The 18,875-nt window shown below is 73.9% G+C and carries 11 protein-coding genes; 5 read left to right on the top strand and 6 right to left on the bottom strand.

Going from position 1 to position 18,875, the window contains the following annotated elements:
- Positions 1–126: 126 nt before the first annotated feature.
- Positions 127–813 carry a GNAT family N-acetyltransferase gene (locus E4U91_RS23385; RefSeq protein WP_137308649.1) on the top strand — a complete coding sequence of 229 codons (687 nt, stop codon included), beginning with the start codon at positions 127–129 and terminating at the stop codon, positions 811–813.
- A gap of 617 nt (positions 814–1,430) precedes the next feature.
- On the opposite strand, the gene E4U91_RS23380 is transcribed toward E4U91_RS23385, so the two are convergent.
- Positions 1,431–2,297: a rhomboid-like protein gene (locus tag E4U91_RS23380; protein WP_241678668.1), complete on the bottom strand. Its 867-nt coding sequence runs from the start codon at positions 2,295–2,297 to the stop codon at positions 1,431–1,433.
- A 185-nt stretch (positions 2,298–2,482) separates the two neighbouring features.
- Here E4U91_RS23380 and E4U91_RS23375 point away from each other — a divergent pair, with 185 nt between their 5' ends.
- The 4 genes from E4U91_RS23375 (at position 2,483) to E4U91_RS23360 (ending at position 9,256) form a co-directional block, all read left to right on the top strand.
- Entirely contained in the window at positions 2,483–3,178 is a 696-nt protein-coding gene (locus E4U91_RS23375) for a spermine/spermidine synthase domain-containing protein (RefSeq protein WP_137308648.1), read from the top strand.
- Between the two features lie 123 nt (positions 3,179–3,301).
- Positions 3,302–4,042: a response regulator transcription factor gene (locus E4U91_RS23370; protein WP_137308647.1), complete on the top strand. Its 741-nt coding sequence runs from the start codon at positions 3,302–3,304 to the stop codon at positions 4,040–4,042.
- Positions 4,039–5,145, top strand: a complete 1,107-nt coding sequence (locus E4U91_RS23365) for a sensor histidine kinase (RefSeq protein ID WP_137308646.1) — start codon at positions 4,039–4,041, stop codon at positions 5,143–5,145. Before E4U91_RS23370 ends, E4U91_RS23365 begins: the two co-directional genes overlap by 4 nt.
- Before the next feature lie 313 nt (positions 5,146–5,458).
- On the top strand, positions 5,459–9,256 hold the full coding sequence (locus E4U91_RS23360; protein WP_137308645.1) for a multifunctional oxoglutarate decarboxylase/oxoglutarate dehydrogenase thiamine pyrophosphate-binding subunit/dihydrolipoyllysine-residue succinyltransferase subunit: 3,798 nt from the start codon (positions 5,459–5,461) through the stop codon (positions 9,254–9,256).
- An 87-nt stretch (positions 9,257–9,343) separates the two neighbouring features.
- On the opposite strand, the gene fxsT is transcribed toward E4U91_RS23360, so the two are convergent.
- The 5 genes from fxsT to E4U91_RS23335 all read right to left on the bottom strand — a co-directional run bounded on the left by fxsT (position 9,344) and on the right by E4U91_RS23335 (position 18,868).
- Positions 9,344–12,352, bottom strand: coding sequence for an FxSxx-COOH system tetratricopeptide repeat protein (gene fxsT, locus E4U91_RS23355; protein WP_137308644.1), 3,009 nt, complete (start codon positions 12,350–12,352; stop codon positions 9,344–9,346).
- A 157-nt stretch (positions 12,353–12,509) separates the two neighbouring features.
- Positions 12,510–13,955: an aKG-HExxH-type peptide beta-hydroxylase gene (locus E4U91_RS23350; protein WP_137310970.1), complete on the bottom strand. Its 1,446-nt coding sequence runs from the start codon at positions 13,953–13,955 to the stop codon at positions 12,510–12,512.
- Positions 13,955–15,163 carry an FxsB family cyclophane-forming radical SAM/SPASM peptide maturase gene (locus E4U91_RS23345; RefSeq protein WP_137308643.1) on the bottom strand — a complete coding sequence of 403 codons (1,209 nt, stop codon included), beginning with the start codon at positions 15,161–15,163 and terminating at the stop codon, positions 13,955–13,957. The genes E4U91_RS23350 and E4U91_RS23345 overlap by 1 nt, the downstream gene beginning before the upstream one ends.
- Before the next feature lie 144 nt (positions 15,164–15,307).
- Positions 15,308–15,484, bottom strand: a complete 177-nt coding sequence (gene fxsA, locus E4U91_RS23340) for an FxSxx-COOH cyclophane-containing RiPP peptide (protein ID WP_137308642.1) — start codon at positions 15,482–15,484, stop codon at positions 15,308–15,310.
- A 12-nt stretch (positions 15,485–15,496) separates the two neighbouring features.
- Complete coding sequence (locus E4U91_RS23335) at positions 15,497–18,868, bottom strand: SAV_2336 N-terminal domain-related protein (protein ID WP_137308641.1); 3,372 nt, start codon at positions 18,866–18,868, stop codon at positions 15,497–15,499.
- Positions 18,869–18,875 lie beyond the last annotated feature (7 nt).

The following is an 18,875-nucleotide window of genomic DNA, read 5'->3' as shown; positions in this document are numbered from 1 at the left end:
GAGCCTCCGAATGTTCCCAGGGCCGTGTTCGCTGTGAGCGATCAAGGGTGGGGAAGGGGGCGAGCGGGCGCATATCGTCAGCCGTGTAAGAGGTGACCTGGCCGAGGGGTTGTTACGGAGGCGGGTGTGCACGAGATCGTACGGGCATGGGTCGACGGGTGGGTCGTGTCGCGCGGGGCCGCACCCCCGCAGCCGCGGCCCTGGGGCGTGACCATCGACGTCGGGGACGTCCAGCACGTGTCCCGGCACGTCCTCGGCGCGATCGGCGAGGGCGTGGAGGAGGCGGTCGTGCGCAAGGTCGCGGGCGAGGTGACCGGGGCGGGCGTCTGGCTGAAGGCGTTCCGGGACCCCGGGGACGTCTCGGCGTGGCTGGGCCCTGGCTGGTGGGTCGACCCCGAGCCGGGCTACCTGATGACGGTCCCGCTGGCGCCGCCCTCCGGTGCCGCCGTGCCCGACGGCGGAGGCACGGTGCCGGTCGGCTACGCCGTGCGCGACTGGACCCGGGGCGGCGTGACCAAGGTCCTGGTCACCGCGCCGGACGGCTCCCTCGCGGCCCGCGGCCAGATCGTGCCGACCGGGGCGCAGGCGGTCGTCGACCGCATCGAGACGGCACCGGCCCACCGGCGCCGGGGCCTGGGCGGCCTGGTGGTACGGCGTCTGCTGGCCACGGCGGTCACGACGGGAGCGCGCCGCGGCGTCCTCGCGGCCACCCCCGACGGGCGGGCGCTGTACGAGGCACTGGGCTGGCGGGTGGAGGCGGTCCTGACCAGCGCGAAGTTCATGGGGGTGGAGGACGAGGACGGGGGCGAGTAGGCGGCGCGGGCGGCGGACTGGGGCCGGCGGGCGGTCCGGGCGGCGTGCGGGGCGAGCAGGCGGCGCGGGCGGCGGCGGCACGCGGGTGGGCGCGGGTGGTGGGCCGTCGGCCCGGCGGCTTGGCGGGGCGGCGGCCCTGAAGGGGTGGCCGGGTGGCGGGCGAAAGCGCGCGGCGGCCCGAGCTGCGGGCGGGTGAGCAGACAGCCCGAGCGGCGGGCGCGGGCGAGCAGGTGGCCCAGGTGGCTGCGGCACGCGGGCGGTTGCGGCCGGCGTGCGGGCGGCCCGGCAGCTTGGCGGCCCGGCAGGGCAGCCGCTCGCGGGACGGCGGCCCGGCAGGGCAACCGCTCGCGGGACGGCGGCCCGGCAGGGCAGCGGCCGCTCGCGTGACGGCGGCCCGGGTCACGGCACCTGTCCCGGCCATGGCGCCCGCTCCGAGCACGGCGGCGGCGCCCGCCCCGCTCGCGGCACCTGTCCCGGCGGGCCCCGGGCCGTCGCCCGTCGGCCGGCCGCGGGAGCCGGCCGGCCGCATCCGCGTCCCGGTTCCCGGTGCCGGGTGCGCAGACTCGCCCTGCGCGTCAGCCCCCCCTCGAACTCCGCGTGAAGCAGCCGCTCGTGCCCTACGCCGCCGTGGCGCGCACCGTCGGCCGGTCCGTCCGCCCGGGCCCCGGCTCCGCCGGCCGTTCCGTGGCCGTCTCCCGGTCCGTCCGCCACCCGCGCACCGTCGGCCACAGGGCCACGCCCACCGCGAGGGCGATGAGGTGTCCCCAGTTGGTCAGCGGGTCGGTGAAGGCGACCAGGTCCTGCAGCAGCAGGCCCCCGAAGGTGATGAGCAGCGGCCACCGCAGCCACGGCGCGAGCAGCCCGGACAGGGCCCCCACGCTCGCGGCCACGCCGAAGCTGATGCCGTAGTCGAGGCGGTGCAGCGAGGTGCCGGGCAGGTGCCCGGCGAGGACCGCGAGGCCGACCGGCCCCTCGGTGGCCAGCGTGGCCAGGGCGTGCCCGGCGACGAACACGGCCGCCGTGCGCAGCCCGCCGAGGCGCCGTTCGAGCGCGGTGAGCACGACCACGAAGCCCACGGCGAACGGCGAGACGAAGCCGCCCGCCACCCACAGCGCGCTGGCCGCCAGCACGGGCACCGGGGCCCGCAGCAGGTGGGCCACGTCCGTGCTGGAGCCCTGGTGCAGGGCGTGCACGAGCGAAGGGTCGGCGTACGTGGCGACGCAGGAGGTGACGGCGAGGAGGACGGCGTACCAGAAGGTGAAGGGGGTGGCGGTCGGGGTCGGCAGGAGGTACCAGGGGCTCGGGCCGCGCGGGGCGGGGCCGGCCTCGGGCGCGTCCGGCCGGGCCGGCCCGGGTTCCCGCTCGGGGGTCCACTGGCGGGGCATCCCGTCCAGCGGTCCGGGGGGCCGTCCATGGGCCTGCGGGGGCGCGGGAACCCGTGGTGTCGCGCGGGGCGACGGGTCCGGCGGTGCGGTGCGTTCCACCTGAGGCGCTCCTTCCGTTGCCGCCAGCCTTCGCCGCGCGGGGGCCCGCTGTCTGTGACCGCGGCCACGTCACCGGCGATTCTCAGCAACCTCTCAAGGTGCTCCGCGTACGGCTTCCCTCCCCCACTCGGATGACGTGCACAAACTCCGTCAACAATCGGTCACGTAAGTGCCAGGATGGGCCGATGCCCCTCTCCGACGAACTTCCCCTCGGCTCAGAGACCCCCCGAGTCCTGGACCGTCGTACGGGCCCGCACGGCGAGGTGGTGCTGCGCCGGCACGGGGAGGTCCTGCAGATCATCGCCAACGGCTGTTTCCTCATGGACACCTCCGACGGCCGCTCGGAGCGGCTGCTGGTCGACGCGGCGCTGGCCGCGCTGGACGACCGGCCCGCACCGCACGTCCTGATCGGCGGGCTCGGCGTGGGATTCTCGCTCGCACACGCCGCCGCCGAACCCCGCTGGGGGCGGATCACCGTGGTGGAGCGCGAGCGGGCGGTCGTCGACTGGCACCGCGAGGGCCCGCTGGGCGCGGTGTCCCGGGACGCGCTCGCCGACCCGCGCGTGACGGTCGCCGAGGCGGATCTGGTCGCTTATCTCCATGAGACATCGGACACGTTCGACGCGCTGTGCCTCGACATCGACAACGGGCCCGGCTGGACGGTCACCGAGGACAACGACGGGCTCTACGCACCGGCCGGACTCGCCTCCTGCGCGCGGGTGTTGAGACCCAGCGGGGTGCTCGCCGTGTGGTCCGCGCAGCCGTCTGCGGAATTCGAGGGAACCTTGCGGAATGCCGGGTTCCCGCAGGTGCGTACCGAAGAGATCCCGGTTGCCCGAGGCGTGCCGGACGTGGTGCACCTCGGCGTCCGACCTGGATAGCAAAGGCGCGGCGACTCCCCGTACGCTGCTGCCTTGGCGCCGATCATTCAAGCGTCAATCGCAGTCATGCGCAGACATGGGATCACCCCACGGATCCCGGGTAAGCAATCTCAGGGGCGGGCGATGGAGCAGACACACACCTCGCACAGCGGAACGACGACGGCCACCCAGGGCGCGCAGCGGCGCGTGCTGGTCGTGGAGGACGACCCGACCATCGTCGACGCGATCGCGGCCCGCCTGCGCGCCGAGGGATTCCTCGTGCAAACGGCGGGAGACGGCCCCGCGGCGGTCGACACGGCCGAGGCCTGGCAGCCGGACCTGCTGATCCTCGACATCATGCTGCCGGGCTTCGACGGCCTGGAGGTCTGCCGGCGCGTGCAGGCCCAGCGGCCGGTGCCGGTGCTGATGCTGACCGCGCGCGACGACGAGACCGACATGCTGGTCGGGCTCGGCGTCGGCGCCGACGACTACATGACCAAGCCGTTCTCGATGCGGGAGCTCGCCGCGCGCGTGCACGTGCTGCTGCGCCGGGTGGAGCGGGCCGCGCTGGCCGCCTCGACGCCGCGCACCGGCATCCTGCGGCTCGGCGAACTGGAGATCGACCACGCCCAGCGGCGCGTGCGCGTGCGCTCCGAGGACGTGCACCTGACGCCGACCGAGTTCGACCTGCTGGTGTGCCTGGCCAACACCCCGCGCGCGGTGCTCTCCCGTGAGCAGCTGCTCGCCGAGGTGTGGGACTGGGCCGACGCGTCGGGCACCCGGACCGTCGACAGCCACATCAAGGCGCTGCGGCGGAAGATCGGCGCCGAGCGGATCCGCACGGTGCACGGCGTCGGCTACGCCCTGGAGACCCCGACGCCATGACCGGCGGGCCGGACGGACCCAGAAGCCCCGGGGAGCCCTTCGGGGGCGTTCGCCCGTTCTCGATCAAGACCAAGCTGGGCGCGCTGGTCGTCACGTCGGTCCTGATCACCACGGGCCTGTCGGTGATCGCCGTGCACACCAAGACGGAGCTGCGGTTCATCACGGTCTTCTCGATGATCGCCACGCTGCTGATCACGCAGTTCGTGGCGCACTCGCTGACCGCCCCGCTGGGGGAGATGAACACCGTCGCCCGGTCCATCTCCGACGGCGACTACACGCGCCGGGTGAGCGAGCGGCGGCGCGACGAACTGGGCGACCTGGCGCAGACGATCAACGTCATGGCCGACGAGCTGGAGGCCCAGGACCGCCAGCGCAAGGAGCTGGTGGCGAACGTCTCGCACGAGCTGCGCACCCCCATCGCGGGCCTGCGCGCGGTGCTGGAGAACGTGGTCGACGGCATCGCGGAGGCCGACCCGGAGACGATGCGCACGGCGCTGAAGCAGACTGAGCGGCTCGGGCGGCTGGTGGAGACCCTGCTGGACCTGTCCCGCCTGGACAACGGCGTCGTCCCGCTGCGCAAGCGGCGCTTCGAGGTGTGGCCGTACCTGTCGGGCGTGCTGAAGGAGGCCAACATGGTGGCCTCGGCGCGCGCGGGGATGGCGTCGGGCTCGGGCAGTCACACGCGGACCGACGTGCACCTGCACCTGGACGTCTCGCCGCCGGAGCTGACCGCGCTCGCGGACCCCGAGCGCATCCACCAGGTGGTGGCGAACCTCATCGACAACGCGGTCAAGCACAGCCCGCCGCACGGGCGCGTGACGGTCAGGGCGCGGCGCGGGCCGCAGCCGGAGTCGCTGGAGCTGGAGGTCATGGACGAGGGACCGGGCATCCCGCGCTCCGAGTGGCACCGGGTCTTCGAGCGGTTCAACCGGGGCGCGGTGCGCCGGCCGCACGGTCCGGGCAGCGACGGCGGCACGGGGCTGGGACTGGCGATCGCCCGCTGGGCGGTCGATCTGCACGGTGGCCGGATCGGCGTGGCCGAATCCGAGCGGGGTTGCCGGATCCTCATCACCCTTCCGGGAGAGTCTTCTCCGTCGAGTTGACGTACAGTGCGAACCGGAACCTCAAGATCCACGACGGTCCGCGCGGCGTTCCCGCAGCCGGACACGTGTGATCAGGGGCGGGCCCGCACGCTCGGCGCGCGCGGTCCGCGTCGGCGTACCCTCTCACCTGTGCGGGCTCCGCGGTGAGCAGGTCAACCGCGCTTGTTTCCCGCCATTTCAAGCCCCGAAACACGCTCTTTCATGTGACTTACGCGACGATGGACGGGCCCGGCCTGACCTTCACCCCGCGGGAGGCGTAGCCTTTATTCCCGCTGTCCATCACCTTGTGAAGCGGAAGAGGGCGGTTGCCGCCGTGTCGCCACAGTCCCCCAGTAACGCATCGAGCGCTCCGACGACCGACGCGGACCAAGCGGGCAAGAACCCCGCTGCCGCGTTCGGTCCCAACGAGTGGCTCGTCGACGAGATCTATCAGCAGTACCTCCAGGACCCGAATTCGGTGGACCGAGCCTGGTGGGACTTCTTCGCCGACTACAAGCCGGGCGCCCCCAGCGGCCCGGCTGCGGCGGGTACTGCGGCCACGGGGGCCGCAGGGACCACCCCCACCCCGGCTCCGGCCGCGCCCGCGGCTCCCGCCGACCGGACCCCCGCCGCTGCACCGGCCACCCCGGCCCCTGCCGCCCCGGCGCAGGCCGCGCCCGCGGCTCCCGCCGCGAAGGCCCCCGCCGCTCCCGCGCCCGCCAAGCCGGCCGCCGCGAAGGCCGCACCGGCCACCGAGGCGCCCGCGGGCCCGGAGTACGTGCCGCTGCGCGGCCCGTCCGCCGCGGTCGCGAAGAACATGAACGCCTCGCTGGAGCTGCCGACCGCCACCTCGGTCCGCGCGGTCCCGGTGAAGCTGCTGTTCGACAACCGCATCGTCATCAACAACCACCTCAAGCGGGCGCGCGGCGGGAAGATCTCCTTCACGCACCTGATCGGCTTCGCGATGGTCCAGGCCATCAAGCAGATGCCGTCCATGAACCACTCGTTCGGCGAGAAGGACGGCAAGCCGGTCCTGGTCAAGCCGCCGCACGTGAACCTCGGCCTGGCCATCGACCTGGTGAAGCCCAACGGCGACCGCCAGCTCGTCGTGGCCGCCATCAAGAAGGCCGAGACGCTGAACTTCTTCGAGTTCTGGCAGGCCTACGAGGACATCGTCCGTCGCGCCCGCGACAACAAGCTGACGATGGACGACTTCACCGGCGTCACGGTCTCCCTGACCAACCCCGGCGGCCTCGGCACGGTCCACTCGGTGCCGCGCCTGATGCCCGGCCAGTCGGTGATCATGGGCGTCGGCTCCATGGACTACCCGGCCGAGTTCCAGGGCACCTCCCAGGACACGCTGAACAAGCTCGGCATCTCCAAGGTCATGACGCTCACGTCGACCTACGACCACCGGGTGATCCAGGGCGCGGCCTCCGGCGAGTTCCTGCGCGCGGTCGCCAACCTGCTGCTGGGCGACAACGGCTTCTACGACGACATCTTCGAGGCCCTGCGCATCCCCTACGAGCCGGTCCGCTGGCTCAAGGACATCGACGCCAGCCACGACGACGACGTCACCAAGGCCGCCCGCGTCTTCGAGCTGATCCACTCCTACCGGGTCCGCGGCCACGTCATGGCCGACACCGACCCGCTGGAGTACCGCCAGCGCAAGCACCCCGACCTCGACATCGTCGAGCACGGGCTGACGCTGTGGGACCTGGAGCGCGAGTTCGCGGTCGGCGGCTTCGCCGGCAAGTCGATGATGAAGCTGCGCGACATCCTCGGCGTGCTGCGCGACTCGTACTGCCGCACCACCGGCATCGAGTTCATGCACATCCAGGACCCCAAGCAGCGCAAGTGGATCCAGGACCGCGTGGAGCGCCCGCACTCCAAGCCGGAGCGCGAGGAGCAGCTGCGCATCCTGCGCCGCCTGAACGCCGCCGAGGCGTTCGAGACGTTCCTGCAGACCAAGTACGTCGGCCAGAAGCGCTTCTCGCTGGAGGGCGGCGAGTCCGTCATCCCGCTGCTCGACGCGGTGCTGGACTCGGCCGCCGAGTCCCGCCTGGACGAGGTCGTCGTCGGCATGGCCCACCGCGGCCGGCTGAACGTCCTCGCGAACATCGTCGGCAAGTCGTACGCGCAGATCTTCCGCGAGTTCGAGGGCAACCTCGACCCGAAGTCGATGCACGGCTCCGGCGACGTGAAGTACCACCTGGGCGCCGAGGGCACCTTCACCGGCCTGGACGGCGAGCAGATCAAGGTCTCCCTGGTCGCGAACCCCTCGCACCTGGAGGCGGTGGACCCGGTCCTGGAGGGCGTCGCGCGCGCCAAGCAGGACATCATCAACAAGGGCGGCACGGACTTCACGGTCCTGCCGGTGGCGATCCACGGCGACGCGGCCTTCGCGGGCCAGGGCGTGGTGGCCGAGACCCTGAACATGTCGCAGCTGCGCGGCTACCGCACCGGCGGCACGGTCCACATCGTCATCAACAACCAGGTCGGCTTCACCGCGGCCCCCGAGTCCTCGCGTTCCTCCATGTACGCGACGGACGTGGCCCGCATGATCGAGGCCCCGATCTTCCACGTGAACGGCGACGACCCCGAGGCCGTCGTGCGCGTCGCGCGGCTGGCGTTCGAGTTCCGCCAGGCGTTCAACAAGGACGTGGTGATCGACCTCATCTGCTACCGCCGCCGCGGTCACAACGAGTCGGACAACCCGGCCTTCACCCAGCCGCTGATGTACGACCTGATCGACAAGAAGCGCTCGGTGCGCAAGCTCTACACCGAGTCCCTGATCGGTCGCGGCGACATCACCCTGGAAGAGGCCGAGCAGGCGCTGCAGGACTACCAGGGCCAGCTGGAGAAGGTCTTCACCGAGGTCCGCGAGGCGACGGCCCAGCCGGCCGCCGCGCCGTCGCACGACCCGCAGGACGGCTTCCCGGTCGCGGTGCAGACCGCGGTCTCCACCGAGGTCGTCAAGCGGATCGCCGAGTCCCAGGTCAACATCCCCGACCACGTCACCGTCCACCCGCGCCTGCTGCCGCAGCTGCAGCGCCGGGCGGCGATGGTCGAGGACGGCACGATCGACTGGGGCATGGGCGAGACCCTGGCCGTCGGCTCCCTCCTGCTGGAGGGCGTCCCGGTCCGCCTGGCGGGCCAGGACTCCCAGCGCGGCACGTTCGGCCAGCGCCACGCGGTCATCATCGACCGTGAGACCGGCCAGGACTTCACGCCGCTGCTGTACCTCGCCGAGGACCAGGCCCGCCTCAACGTCTACAACTCCCTGCTCTCCGAGTACGCGGCGATGGGCTTCGAGTACGGCTACTCGCTGGCCCGCCCCGACGCGCTGGTGATGTGGGAGGCGCAGTTCGGCGACTTCGTCAACGGCGCGCAGACGGTCGTGGACGAGTTCATCTCCTCCGCGGAGCAGAAGTGGAGCCAGACGTCCGGCGTCGTCCTGCTCCTGCCGCACGGCTACGAGGGCCAGGGCCCGGACCACTCGTCCGCCCGCCCCGAGCGGTTCCTCCAGCTGTGCGCGCAGAACAACATGACGGTCGCCATGCCGACGCTCCCGTCGAACTACTTCCACCTCCTGCGGTGGCAGGTGCACAACCCGCACCACAAGCCGCTGGTCGTCTTCACCCCGAAGTCGATGCTGCGCCTGAAGGCCGCCGCGTCGAAGGCGGAGGAGTTCACCACGGGCGGCTTCCGCCCGGTCATCGGCGACGCCTCGGTCGACCCGGCCGCGGTCCGCAAGGTCGTCTTCTGCGCCGGCAAGGTCTACTACGACCTCGAGGCCGAGCGCCAGAAGCGCGGCGTGACGGACACCGCGATCATCCGCATCGAGCGCCTGTACCCGCTGCCGGGTGCCGAGCTCCAGGCGGAGATCGCGAAGTACCCGAACGCCGAGAAGTACCTGTGGGCCCAGGAGGAGCCGGCCAACCAGGGCGCCTGGCCGTTCATCGCCCTGAACCTGATCGACCACCTGGACCTGGCGGTCGGCGCGGACATCCCGGCCGGCGAGCGCCTGCGCCGCATCTCCCGCCCCCACGGGTCGTCCCCGGCGGTGGGTTCGGCGAAGCGGCACCAGGCGGAGCAGGAGCAGCTGGTGCGCGAGGTGTTCGAGGCGTAAGCCGTCCGGCACCCGCACGACGGCGACGGCCCGCTCCGGTTTCCGGGGCGGGCCGTCGCCGTTCGCGCAGCCGCTTCACGCAGCCGCTCAGGTCGCCTGGGGCTCGAAGTCCCAGTACGGGCGGTTGCGGGCGCGGGCCGAGATGGTGTGGACGTGCTGCTTGCCGAGGGTGGCCTCCAGGTCGGACAGGGCCTCCTGCTCGACCTTCTCGGCCTGCTGGGTGTCGCGCAGACCGTGCAGGTCGGCGGCGTGCGCCACCCGGGCGGACAGGGTGAGCGGATGGGTGCGGCCGAGCGTCTCGGTGGCCCGGGTGACGGTGTCCCGGCTGAGCCGGGCGGCGCCCTCGGTGTCACCGATGAGGCTGCGCAGGGCGGAGGCGTTGATGGCGCAGCCGAGCGTGTAGGGGTGGTTCTCCCCCACCGCCGCCGTCATGTCGGCCAGCGCCTGCTCGATCAGCACGTGCGCGTGGTCGCGTTCACCGACGCTGCGCAGCACGAGGGCGTGGTTGGCGTGGGCGCCGGCGATGAAGGGGTGGTTGTCGGTGAGGAGCTGCTCGTAACGGGCGATGATCGACTCGCTGGCCTCGCGGGCCTGGTCGATGTCACCGTGCTCGCGGGCGAAGCAGCTCTGGCTGACGGCCGCGGCCAGGGTCTCCGTGTGGTGGTCGCCGAGCTTGCGCTCGTAGCGCTCCAGGACCCGCGTCAGCAGGGACCCCGCCGCGGTGCGGTCGCCACCGCGCAGCCGGCACAGGGCGAGGTTGTGTTCGGCGCGCAGGGTCTGCGGGTTGTCGGCGCCCAGTACGAGCCGGCACTCGCGGACGTTCTTCGCCTGGATGGACTCCGCCTCGGTGTAGCGGCCCAGCAGCCGCAGGCCGATGGCGTAGGAGACCTCGGAGAACAGCGCCCAGGGGTGCCGTGCCTTCAGCAGTCGGCGGCGCAGCTCCAGCGTCGTCTTGTCGACGTCCAGGGCCTCCTGGTAGTGCCCGAGCAGCCGGTGGGCGAACCCGAGGTTGTTCAGGGCGTTGAGGGTGCGGGAGTCCTCCTCGCCGAGGAGGTCGCGGTAGGTCGGGTAGAGCCAGCGGTAGAGCTCCAGGGCCTCGTCGTAGCGGGCGAGTCCCCACAGGTCGGCGCCCAGTCCGTTGACCGCCCGGAGGTAGTCCAGGTCGCGTTCGCCGCGTTCCCGGCGCAGGTGGTCGGCTGCCTCGCGCTCCAGGGCCTCGGTGCGCACGTAGTCGCCGGAGGAGCGCAGCAAGTTGGCGTAGTGGTAGATGAGTTCGAAGATCCTCGGGTGGTGCTCGCCGAGGGACGAGCGCCAGGCGTGCAGGGCGCGCTCGCCGAGTTTCACCCCTGAGGTGTACTCGCCGACGAAGTACATGTAGCGCAGGCAGTTGAGCACCAGGCGCTGGACCTTGGTGTCCTGGCTGTTGAGCACGTCCGCGTACTTGAGGTGCGGCACGATCTCGGCGTAGGTGTCCCACAGGCGGGTGTCGGTGGCGCGGCCGGGGTCGGCGGCCGCGAGTGCGCGCCTGACCACGTCGATGAACTCCCGCCGGTCCGACTCGGGCATGTCCTTGCGGACGATCTGGTGGACCATGCGGTGCAGGTAGAGCGACTCGCCGGAGGACGCGCCCGGTTCGCCCGACGTCTCGTGGGACTCCAGGCGCACCACCGAGTACTGGCGGAGCTGGTTGATGGCCCTGTTCCACAGCAACGGGTCCTCGAGCAGCCCGGTGAGCTGCTCGGGCAGGTCGTCGTGCGGCATCTCCTTCAACAGCCGTACGGGAACGAAGCCGGGCGCGAAGAACGTGCACAGCCGCAGCAGGTCGACCGACTCGGGAACGGTCTCGCGGAGCTTGTTCAGCAGTATCGACCAGGCGGTCTGGAAGGCGAGCGGGAAGTCGGCGGACACCTTGACCACGTCCTGGTCGATGCCGCCTTCGAGCAGTTCGATGTAGGCCTCGACCGACATGTCGGAGTCGTTGAGCCAGCCGGCCGTCTGGTCCAGCAGCAGCGGCAGGTCCTCCAGGGCGGCGGCGAGCTTGTCGGCGTCCGTCTCCGTGAGCCGAGGCGCGCGCCGTCGGATGAAGGCCACGGACTCGTCCCGGCCGTACACCGGGACCTGCATCAGCTGGCTGTTGTGCTCGCCCCACTGCGGGTTGCGCGAGGTGATCAGCACGTGGCCGGGACCGGTCGGCACCAGGTCCCAGATCTGGTCGGGGTCGTCGGCTCCGTCGAGGATGAGCAGCCAGCGGGAGAACGGCTCGCCGCGGCGCAGCGCGTCGCGCACCGCGCGCAGCCGCTCACCGTACTCGGCGCCCGTCGACAGGCCCAGTTTCGGGGCGAGTTCGGCGAGCACGCGGCGGTAGGACACCCGCTTCTCGGCGTTGATCCACCACACCACGTCGTACTCGGAGCTGAACCGGTACACGTATTCGGCGGCGAGCTGGGTCTTCCCGACCCCGGACATGCCGTACATCGTCAGGACGCCTGCGCCGGGCTCACTGCCGTGCAGCAGGTGGTAGGCGTCGTTCAGCAGCGGCTCGCGGCCGGTGAACCGGGTGTTGCGGCGGGGCACGTTGCCCCAGACCTCGGGCATGGCCGACGGAAAGCGCGGCGCGCGTCGGCTCCCGGTGGACTCCGGCAGCGGCTCGTGGCCCAGGTCCAGTCGCTCGCAGAGACGCCGTTCGGCCTCCTCCGGGCCGATGTTGACGAGGTCGGCGGGCCCGAGGACGGCCGTGGCGGCGGGGACCGGCGCGGTCGTCAGGGAGACGGCGGCGAACCGGGACGGGTCCGGGGCCACCACCTCGCGCAGCGCGGTGTTCCACTCCTCGTGGGTGCGCGGGCCCAGGAGGAAGTACCAGTCACTGACGAGGATGAGGACGCGGCCCTCGGCGAGGCTCAGGTCGCGCAACAGGTCGGCCAGGGGCACCTCCGGGGGCGCGTCCCACCGCAGGTACACCACACGCAGGCCGCGCCGCTCCAGGCGGTCGCCGATCCAGGCCGCCCAGGCACGGTTGAACCCGGCGAAGCTGATCGTGACGGTCTGCCGCACGGCCCCCCTCTCGGCTGACCCGACCGGCCTACGAGTTCCAGACATGCAGCGGCCTCCCCGCACGAAATGTTAGAAGCTGGGCACGGCTCCGGGAAGGCATGGGAACGCACCGCCGCCGACGCTCGTGGTTCGCATCCCTTCCCGCAAGCGCAACGATCTCCACCTCCCGACGCAACGTTCTGCGCCGGAATCGGCGGGCCGGTCACGCAAGTGGCGCACGCGGGTCGCCCGGGAGCCGCTGGGCCCACAGGCGGCGCGCAGCGCTCACGTACTCCCGGGCCCGCACGGCGTGGGTCCTCGGTGCGGGGTGCTCGCCCATCCGGGCGTGCGCCTCGACCAGGCATTCGACGAACTTTCGTCCCGGTGGCGTGAGTTCGGCCGACCCGACGAGGGCGGGAAGTGCCGCGCCCACCTGGGCGTGATAGCGCGCGAACTGGGACCAGTCTGCGTCGAGGCGGGTGCGGTCCGTGCCGTCGAGCGCGCGGTGCTGGTGGAAGTCGGCGAGGGCGAGGTGGGCGTACGCCCCTTGCAGAAGCCCGTCGTACGGGCGGGGGTCGGGTCGCCAGGGAGCGAAGTACCGTGCCCGGCCGTCGGCGTGGTGCAGCGGGACCATCTCGCTCACCACGGCCAGTTTGGCGTGGTGCAGTTCGTGCACGAGCGTCGCGGCGAGACGCGTGGCGTCGGGGGGCGTACTGCTGAGCACCGCGCCGAAGGCCTCCCGCCGGGTGGCGCTGCAGGAGCCGCGGGCGCGGTCGTCGTCGGAGGCACGGTCGGGCATGGCGAGCGGCACCAGGCAGCGCAGCAGGGTCGCCGCCTCGGTGAGCCGCCGCTCCCCGCCGAGCCGCAGCGCCGCCGCCGTGCCCGACCAGGCCTGGAGCCAGTGCTTGCGTTCGCCGTCGTCGAGGGTGGCGGGCCCGGTCAGGCCGTAGCACTGCGGGTCACCGTGCGCGGCGCGGTACGGGTCCAGGTCCTCCAGCGGCAGCGGCGGGTCGTCCGGCCGTAGACCGGGCAGGGCGTACGCCGGGGTCCAGGCGCGCGCGTCGGACCAGGCGCCGCCACCGTCCTCAGGGACGACGCAGACGTCCGGCTCGCCCGGCCGACGCAGGGTGAGCCGTCCGTGCCGGTGGACGGCGTCGACCCGCAGGGGCCCCGGACGGCCGGTGCGCAGCGCTCCCAGGGAGGGCAGCACGAGCGTGCCGCCGTGTGCGGTGAGCCGTACGGCGAAGGGGACGCCGGCCCGGACGGCGGCGGCTGCGACGAGGGCACTGAAGTGGGCCAGGTCCTCCGCGAGTTCCCGTCGCCGTCGCTCGGGGTCGGCCGCGGAGTCCGCGGGGGCGAGGCCCTGCAGGCAGCGCCGGGCCCAGGGGCCGAGGAGCGGCCGGCACAGGGCAACCCGGACAGGTGAGCGGTGCGGTGCTACGCCGGGCGCGCCGAGGGCCTCGGCCTCCTCCAGCAGGGCCCAGTCCTCGTGGAGCCGCTGCCGTGCGGCGGGCGGGCACTCCATGGACGCGTCGGCTGCCTCCAGGACGGCCCGCAGGAGCAGCAGCCGTCGGCTGTCCTGGTCGCGGACGAGCAGGGCCAGGGTGGCCGGGCCGCCTCCGGCGGCGCCGAGTTCGGCGAGGGCCTGGTCGGGGAGCGGCGGGAATATCACGGGAGGCCTCCTTCGGCCGAGGAGGTGGCCGGTGGGGGGACCTCCTCGGTGAGCCGTCGCGCCACGTGCCGGATGAAGCGCTGGAGATCGGTGCAGTACACCGAGGGGTGGACGAAGCCGTGTCCGGCCCGGTACCGGTGCGCGTACTGGCCGCCGCCGCAGACGTGCAGGACGGGGCAGGCCCGGCAGGTGGCGGCCAGCGCGTCCGCTCCCGCCTGCCGGGCCGCCACCGCGGGGTGGCACAGCGCCTCGTCGAAGGGGTGGCGGAAGACGTCGAGGCCGGTCTCGGCCGCGCCGTGGTAGGCCGACTTCAGGGAGTCCACCTGCTCGATCGACCCGTCGGTCTCCACGACCACCGTCTCGAACGGCGCGAGTCCCAGGTGCTCGGTCGCAGCCGGCCGGCCGAGCAGCAGGGCGATGCACGCCTCGAACAGGCGGACCCGTGCCTCGCGTCGCCCGGCCCGCCACCAGCGGTCGAACACCGCACAGAGCCAGTCGCCGTGGCGCTGCCCGTCGTGGTGCGGCGGCGGAGCCGACCAGTTGCCGTGCGGCAGGAGCAGGTCCAGGGCCGGCGGGCGCAGGGCGAGGAGCGAGTCGTACGTCTCCACCGGGTCCAGAGTCGGGTCGACGACCGTGAGGATGCCGGCGTAGGAGGCCGGGAAGCGGTCGGCGAGCAGCCGGACGCCCCGGGAGGCGGCGGGCCAGGACGGCCGTCCGGCGTGGTCGACGCGCCGTGCGTTGTGGCCGGGCAGGCCGCCGTCGAGGCTGATGCCGACGCTGATGCCGGCGGCGGCCAGGGCGTCGAGGCGGGACGCGGTGAGCAGCGTGGCGTTCGTCTGGACCGTCGCGTGCACCGTCGTGCCGTCGGGGACGCGGGCCCGGACCAAGGCGGTGAAGCGGGCGAGCGTGTCCGCCCCGGCCAGCAGGGGTTCGCCGCCGTGCAGGACCAGGGAGAGGTCGGTGGGGCCGTGGGTGCGCGCGTGCTCGGCGATCCGGGTCGCGGTGCGCTCCAGTACGGCCGCGGACGCCGCCGCGGGACGGTCGCGCCAGGTGTGGTCGGGGCCCGCGTAGAGGTAGCAGTAGCGGCACGCGAGGTTGCAGCGGCCGTGCACTTTCACGATGAACTGGCGGAACGGGACGGGCACGGCGGGGGCAGGGGGACCGACGGGTACGGCGACACCGTGCGACACTCCGTCACCCCCCATGGCTCGGTCGTCCCTGGCCCCGTTCCCGACCGGGGAACCGGCAAACGCCGAGTCGGTCCCGGCAGCCCGACCGACCTGAACTGCTGCTGTCGGCGCGGAACTTGACCGGATTTCGTCGTCCGCCGGGCGCTCGGCGGCGCGTCGTCAGAACGCGCTGCCGTATCCCCAGAGCATCTCGCCGGGCTGTGCGGCCCGCTCGCGGAGATCGTCCAGGACCTCGCGCAGCACCGGGTGGCGGATCGTCCGCAACTCGGTGAGGCTCAAGGCCAGGACGTCCGCGAACGGCTCGTCCGGCATCGACTCGGCTGACTCCACGCTCATCCTCTCCCCAGGTCACTCCAGCTGGGCGAGCCTGCGCGCCGTCTCCTCGGCGTCCGGCTGCCCCGTGCCCACGCTGCCCTCCGGCAGGCGCTGCCACTCCGCGCGCGCCGCGCGGTAGGCCTCGCGGGCCGCGCGCGGACGGGCGGCCGCCTCATAGGTCCTACCCCTCCAGTGGTGCGCCTGCGCGCACAACTCCACGGCGTGGATGCGGTGCCGGTCGGTCTCGGCCTCCTCCTCCGCCTCCCGGGCGGCCTCGGCGGCGTCCCGGAAGGCGTCGACGGCCGCGTCCAGCCGGGTGGGCCGGCCTAGGCCCCGGTACGCCTCGAACTGCGCGTGCCCGAGCGCGAGGAGGGAACGGGCGGCCAGTAGAGGGTCGGTCGCCTCGGCCGCCGCCAGCCCGAACAGGTGCTCGGCCTCCCGGAGGTCGACCGGATCGCCCCGGTCGTCGTAGCGGACCATCAGCGCCTGCCCCAGCAGCAGCAACCGGTGCGCCAAACGCCGGTCCCCCGACGGCGTCTCCGTCCGGCACTCGCGCAGGACCCGGATCGCCCGGGACAGCGCCCCCGGCGCGCGGCCTCCGGTCTTTAGGGACGCCAGGCGGAGCAGGGTCTCGCCCCACTCGGCGAGGACGTCGGCGTGGGAGGGGGCGTCGCGGGACATGCCGTGGGCGGCCTGTTCGAAGCGGTCGGCGGCCGTGTGCAGGTCGCGCGGGTCGCCGGTCTCGGCGTGGCGGGCGACGCCGATGCGTCCGGACCGCACCAGCAGGGCCGCGCGCAGGCCGCGGTCGCGGGTCAGGGACAGGGCCTCGTCCACGCGGTCCTGTGCCTCGCGCAGCGGGCCGCCGGACGTCAGCAGGGCGTCGACCAGGTCCAGGCGGACGCGCACCCCGTCGCGCAGCGGCTCCTCGGCGCCGGCCGTCTCCAGCGCGTCCCGCAGGCTGCGGGCCGCCAGCTCGGCGTGGCCGCGCGCCTGTTCCTGGTCGGCGGTGGTCTCCGCCAGACGCAGCAGGACGCGGCCGTGGGCGAGCGGGAGGTCGGGCGGGCGCCGGCGGCGGTCCGGCCAGGCGTCGGCGAAGGCCTCCAGCATCCCGACCGCGCCCTGGAGCAGCGCGCTGTCGCCGCCGAGGCGCCACTGGGTCTCCAGGGCCTCGACGCGCTCCAGGGTCAGCTCCAGCGCCTCGCCGTCGGCCAGGCCGGGCGCGGCGCACGCCACGGCGTACTCGCGGTCGGCGCGGCGCAGCAGGTCCAGCGCTCCGGCGCGGTCGCCGCGCCGTCTGCGGTCCACCGCGGCCGCGTGCAGCACGCGCGCGAGGACGGCCCGTTCGCGCAGGGCGTGCGGGTGCGCGACGGCGCGCTCGGCGGCCTGCTCGGCCTCCCGCAGCAGGTCGGCGCCGCCCTGCACCTCCCACAGCCGCAGCGTGCTGTGCGCGTACTGCGCCCACAGCACGGGGTCGCGGCCCGGCGGCCGCTCGTGCTCGGTGGCGCCGCGCAGCAGCTGCACGGCGTCGATCAGGTCCTGCACCATGCCCTCGTCGTCGAACCGCTCGACCAGCGAGCGGGCCCGCACGACCGCCTGGTGCGGCGGCCGGTCGCCGGCCGGCCGGTCGCCGGTGCGGCCCCCGACGGCCGCGAACTGCTCGGGCAGCGGCATGAACCGCCCCAGCACGCGCGCGGCGACCTCCGCGAAGGGCTGCGGCACGAGCGTGACGTCGCCGGGGTCGGCGGCGTCGCCGGGTGCGTACGGGCGTCCCGGGCCGCCGTTGCCGAGCTGGGCCAGGGCGAGCGCGGGGAAGTTGGGGCCGCCCTTGCCGTAGCGCTGTTCGATGTACTCCGAGCAGTGCTTGAGGACGAGGACGGCCTCGTCGCGGCCCAGCGTGGACAGCAGGGCGTCCTGGACGTCGGGCTGCATCTCGTACCAGGGCACGCCGTCGTCGGCGTACGGCTCGCCGGCGCGCGTGACCAGGCCGCTGAGCAGCACCTCGGCCAGTTCGGACGGGCCGGATCCGGGCAGCATGGTGCGCTGGACGAGCTGCATGACCGGCAGGCACAGCGGGGCCGCCGCGAGGTAGACGGCGAGCCGGCCGGCGGCCGGGGAGGCGGTGGAGCGGAAGCGTCCGACGCGCTCGACCCACGTGCGCGGCCGGGCGGGGCCCGCGGCGGGCGCGGGCGGCTGGTCGGCGCGCACCCAGCCCACGGCCCCGGCGACGGTGCCCGGACCGGCCCCCGACAGCAGCCGTGCCCATGCCCCGAGCGCCACCGGCTCGGGGGGCAGCACGGGGACGGGCAGTCCGCCGCGGCGGGCCTCCGCGGGCGTCCCGGACGGGGTGCGCACCCGCAGCACGGCGGCGCCGCCCAGCGTCTCCCCGCGCGTCAGCTCGCCGTACGTCACCGGCAGCCGGGTCCGGCTCCACAGGCGCTGCGGGAGGGGCTGGAGCACCGCGGCCGGTGCCTGGCGGGCCAGCTGGTGCAGCATCCGGTGGGCGCGGCCGCTGCGCCACAGCGGGCCCGCGCAGTCGCTCACCAGGAGGGTGATCCGGCGGCCGGTGGGGTCGCTGAGCCGGTCCGCGGAGTGCAGCGGGGCCGCGAGCGGGTCGGGGCTGCGGCCGACCACCGGGTCGCCTTCCGGGCCCTCGTGCAGATGGCTGACCTGGACGTCGCCGAAGGCGCCCAACTGGGCGAACACCTGCTCCAGTTCGGCGAACATCCGGTCCCACACGCGCATCGACGGCGAGGCGTCCAGGACGAGCTGGAGCCGGGTGTCGCCGCGGGTCACGGCCCGGTGGACGGGCATCACCAGGCCGCCCGCGCGGGCGCTCAGCTCGGCCGTCGCGGTCTCGTCCAGCTCCTTGCGCAGCGGCGGCGCGGGGCTGCGATAGCCCTGCAACGGGCGTAACGCGCGCTGGAGTTCGAGCGGCGCGGGCAGCGCCGGGGCGGCGGGCACGCCGACGGGCAGCGCCATGGCGTGCCCGTCCGCACGCGCGCGTGCCGCGCCACCGCGCGTCGGCGGGTACAGCGCGACCCGCCCGTCCGGCCCGCTCCCGTACGACGGTGTCGGCGCGGGCGGGTGCGGGCCGGGCGCGTCCGGCGGGGAGCCGGGGGCCCGGTCGGCGGGCCGCTCGCCGGACGGCCGGCCCGGCCGATCGCGCCCGCCGCCGCACACCGTGTCCTGCTCCGGCGCGGGGTCCGCAGGACGGGCCCAGCGGGCCAGCCACAGCGCGTCGCTGAGCCCCTCGACGTCGGGGTCCAGGCCCACGTGGCGGAGCCGTGCGACGAGCTCGGCGAGGGGGTCGGGGGCCGGGTCGGGGGCGGGGGGTGCCTCGGGCCGGGTGGGAGCGGTGGACGGGGCGGGGTCCGTGGGGCCGTGGCGTGCCGTCGGGTCGGCCATCAGTGCC

This window comes from Streptomyces lasalocidi, assembly GCF_005280215.1.
Lineage (GTDB): Bacteria > Actinomycetota > Actinomycetes > Streptomycetales > Streptomycetaceae > Streptomyces > Streptomyces longwoodensis.
This window is presented reverse-complemented; position numbering and strand designations above follow the sequence as displayed.

What these genes read in the sequence shown, in the direction of transcription:
- E4U91_RS23375 (WP_137308648.1), top strand. Translation starts at nt 2,483, where the DNA reads ATGCCCCTCTCCGACGAACTTCCCCTCGGCTCAGAGACCCCCCGAGTC.
- E4U91_RS23370 (WP_137308647.1), top strand. Translation starts at nt 3,302, where the DNA reads ATGGAGCAGACACACACCTCGCACAGCGGAACGACGACGGCCACCCAG.
- E4U91_RS23365 (WP_137308646.1), top strand. Translation starts at nt 4,039, where the DNA reads ATGACCGGCGGGCCGGACGGACCCAGAAGCCCCGGGGAGCCCTTCGGG.
- fxsT (WP_137308644.1), bottom strand. Translation starts at nt 12,352, where the DNA reads ATGTCTGGAACTCGTAGGCCGGTCGGGTCAGCCGAGAGGGGGGCCGTG.
- E4U91_RS23345 (WP_137308643.1), bottom strand. Translation starts at nt 15,163, where the DNA reads ATGGGGGGTGACGGAGTGTCGCACGGTGTCGCCGTACCCGTCGGTCCC.
- fxsA (WP_137308642.1), bottom strand. Translation starts at nt 15,484, where the DNA reads ATGAGCGTGGAGTCAGCCGAGTCGATGCCGGACGAGCCGTTCGCGGAC.
- E4U91_RS23335 (WP_137308641.1), bottom strand. Translation starts at nt 18,868, where the DNA reads ATGGCCGACCCGACGGCACGCCACGGCCCCACGGACCCCGCCCCGTCC.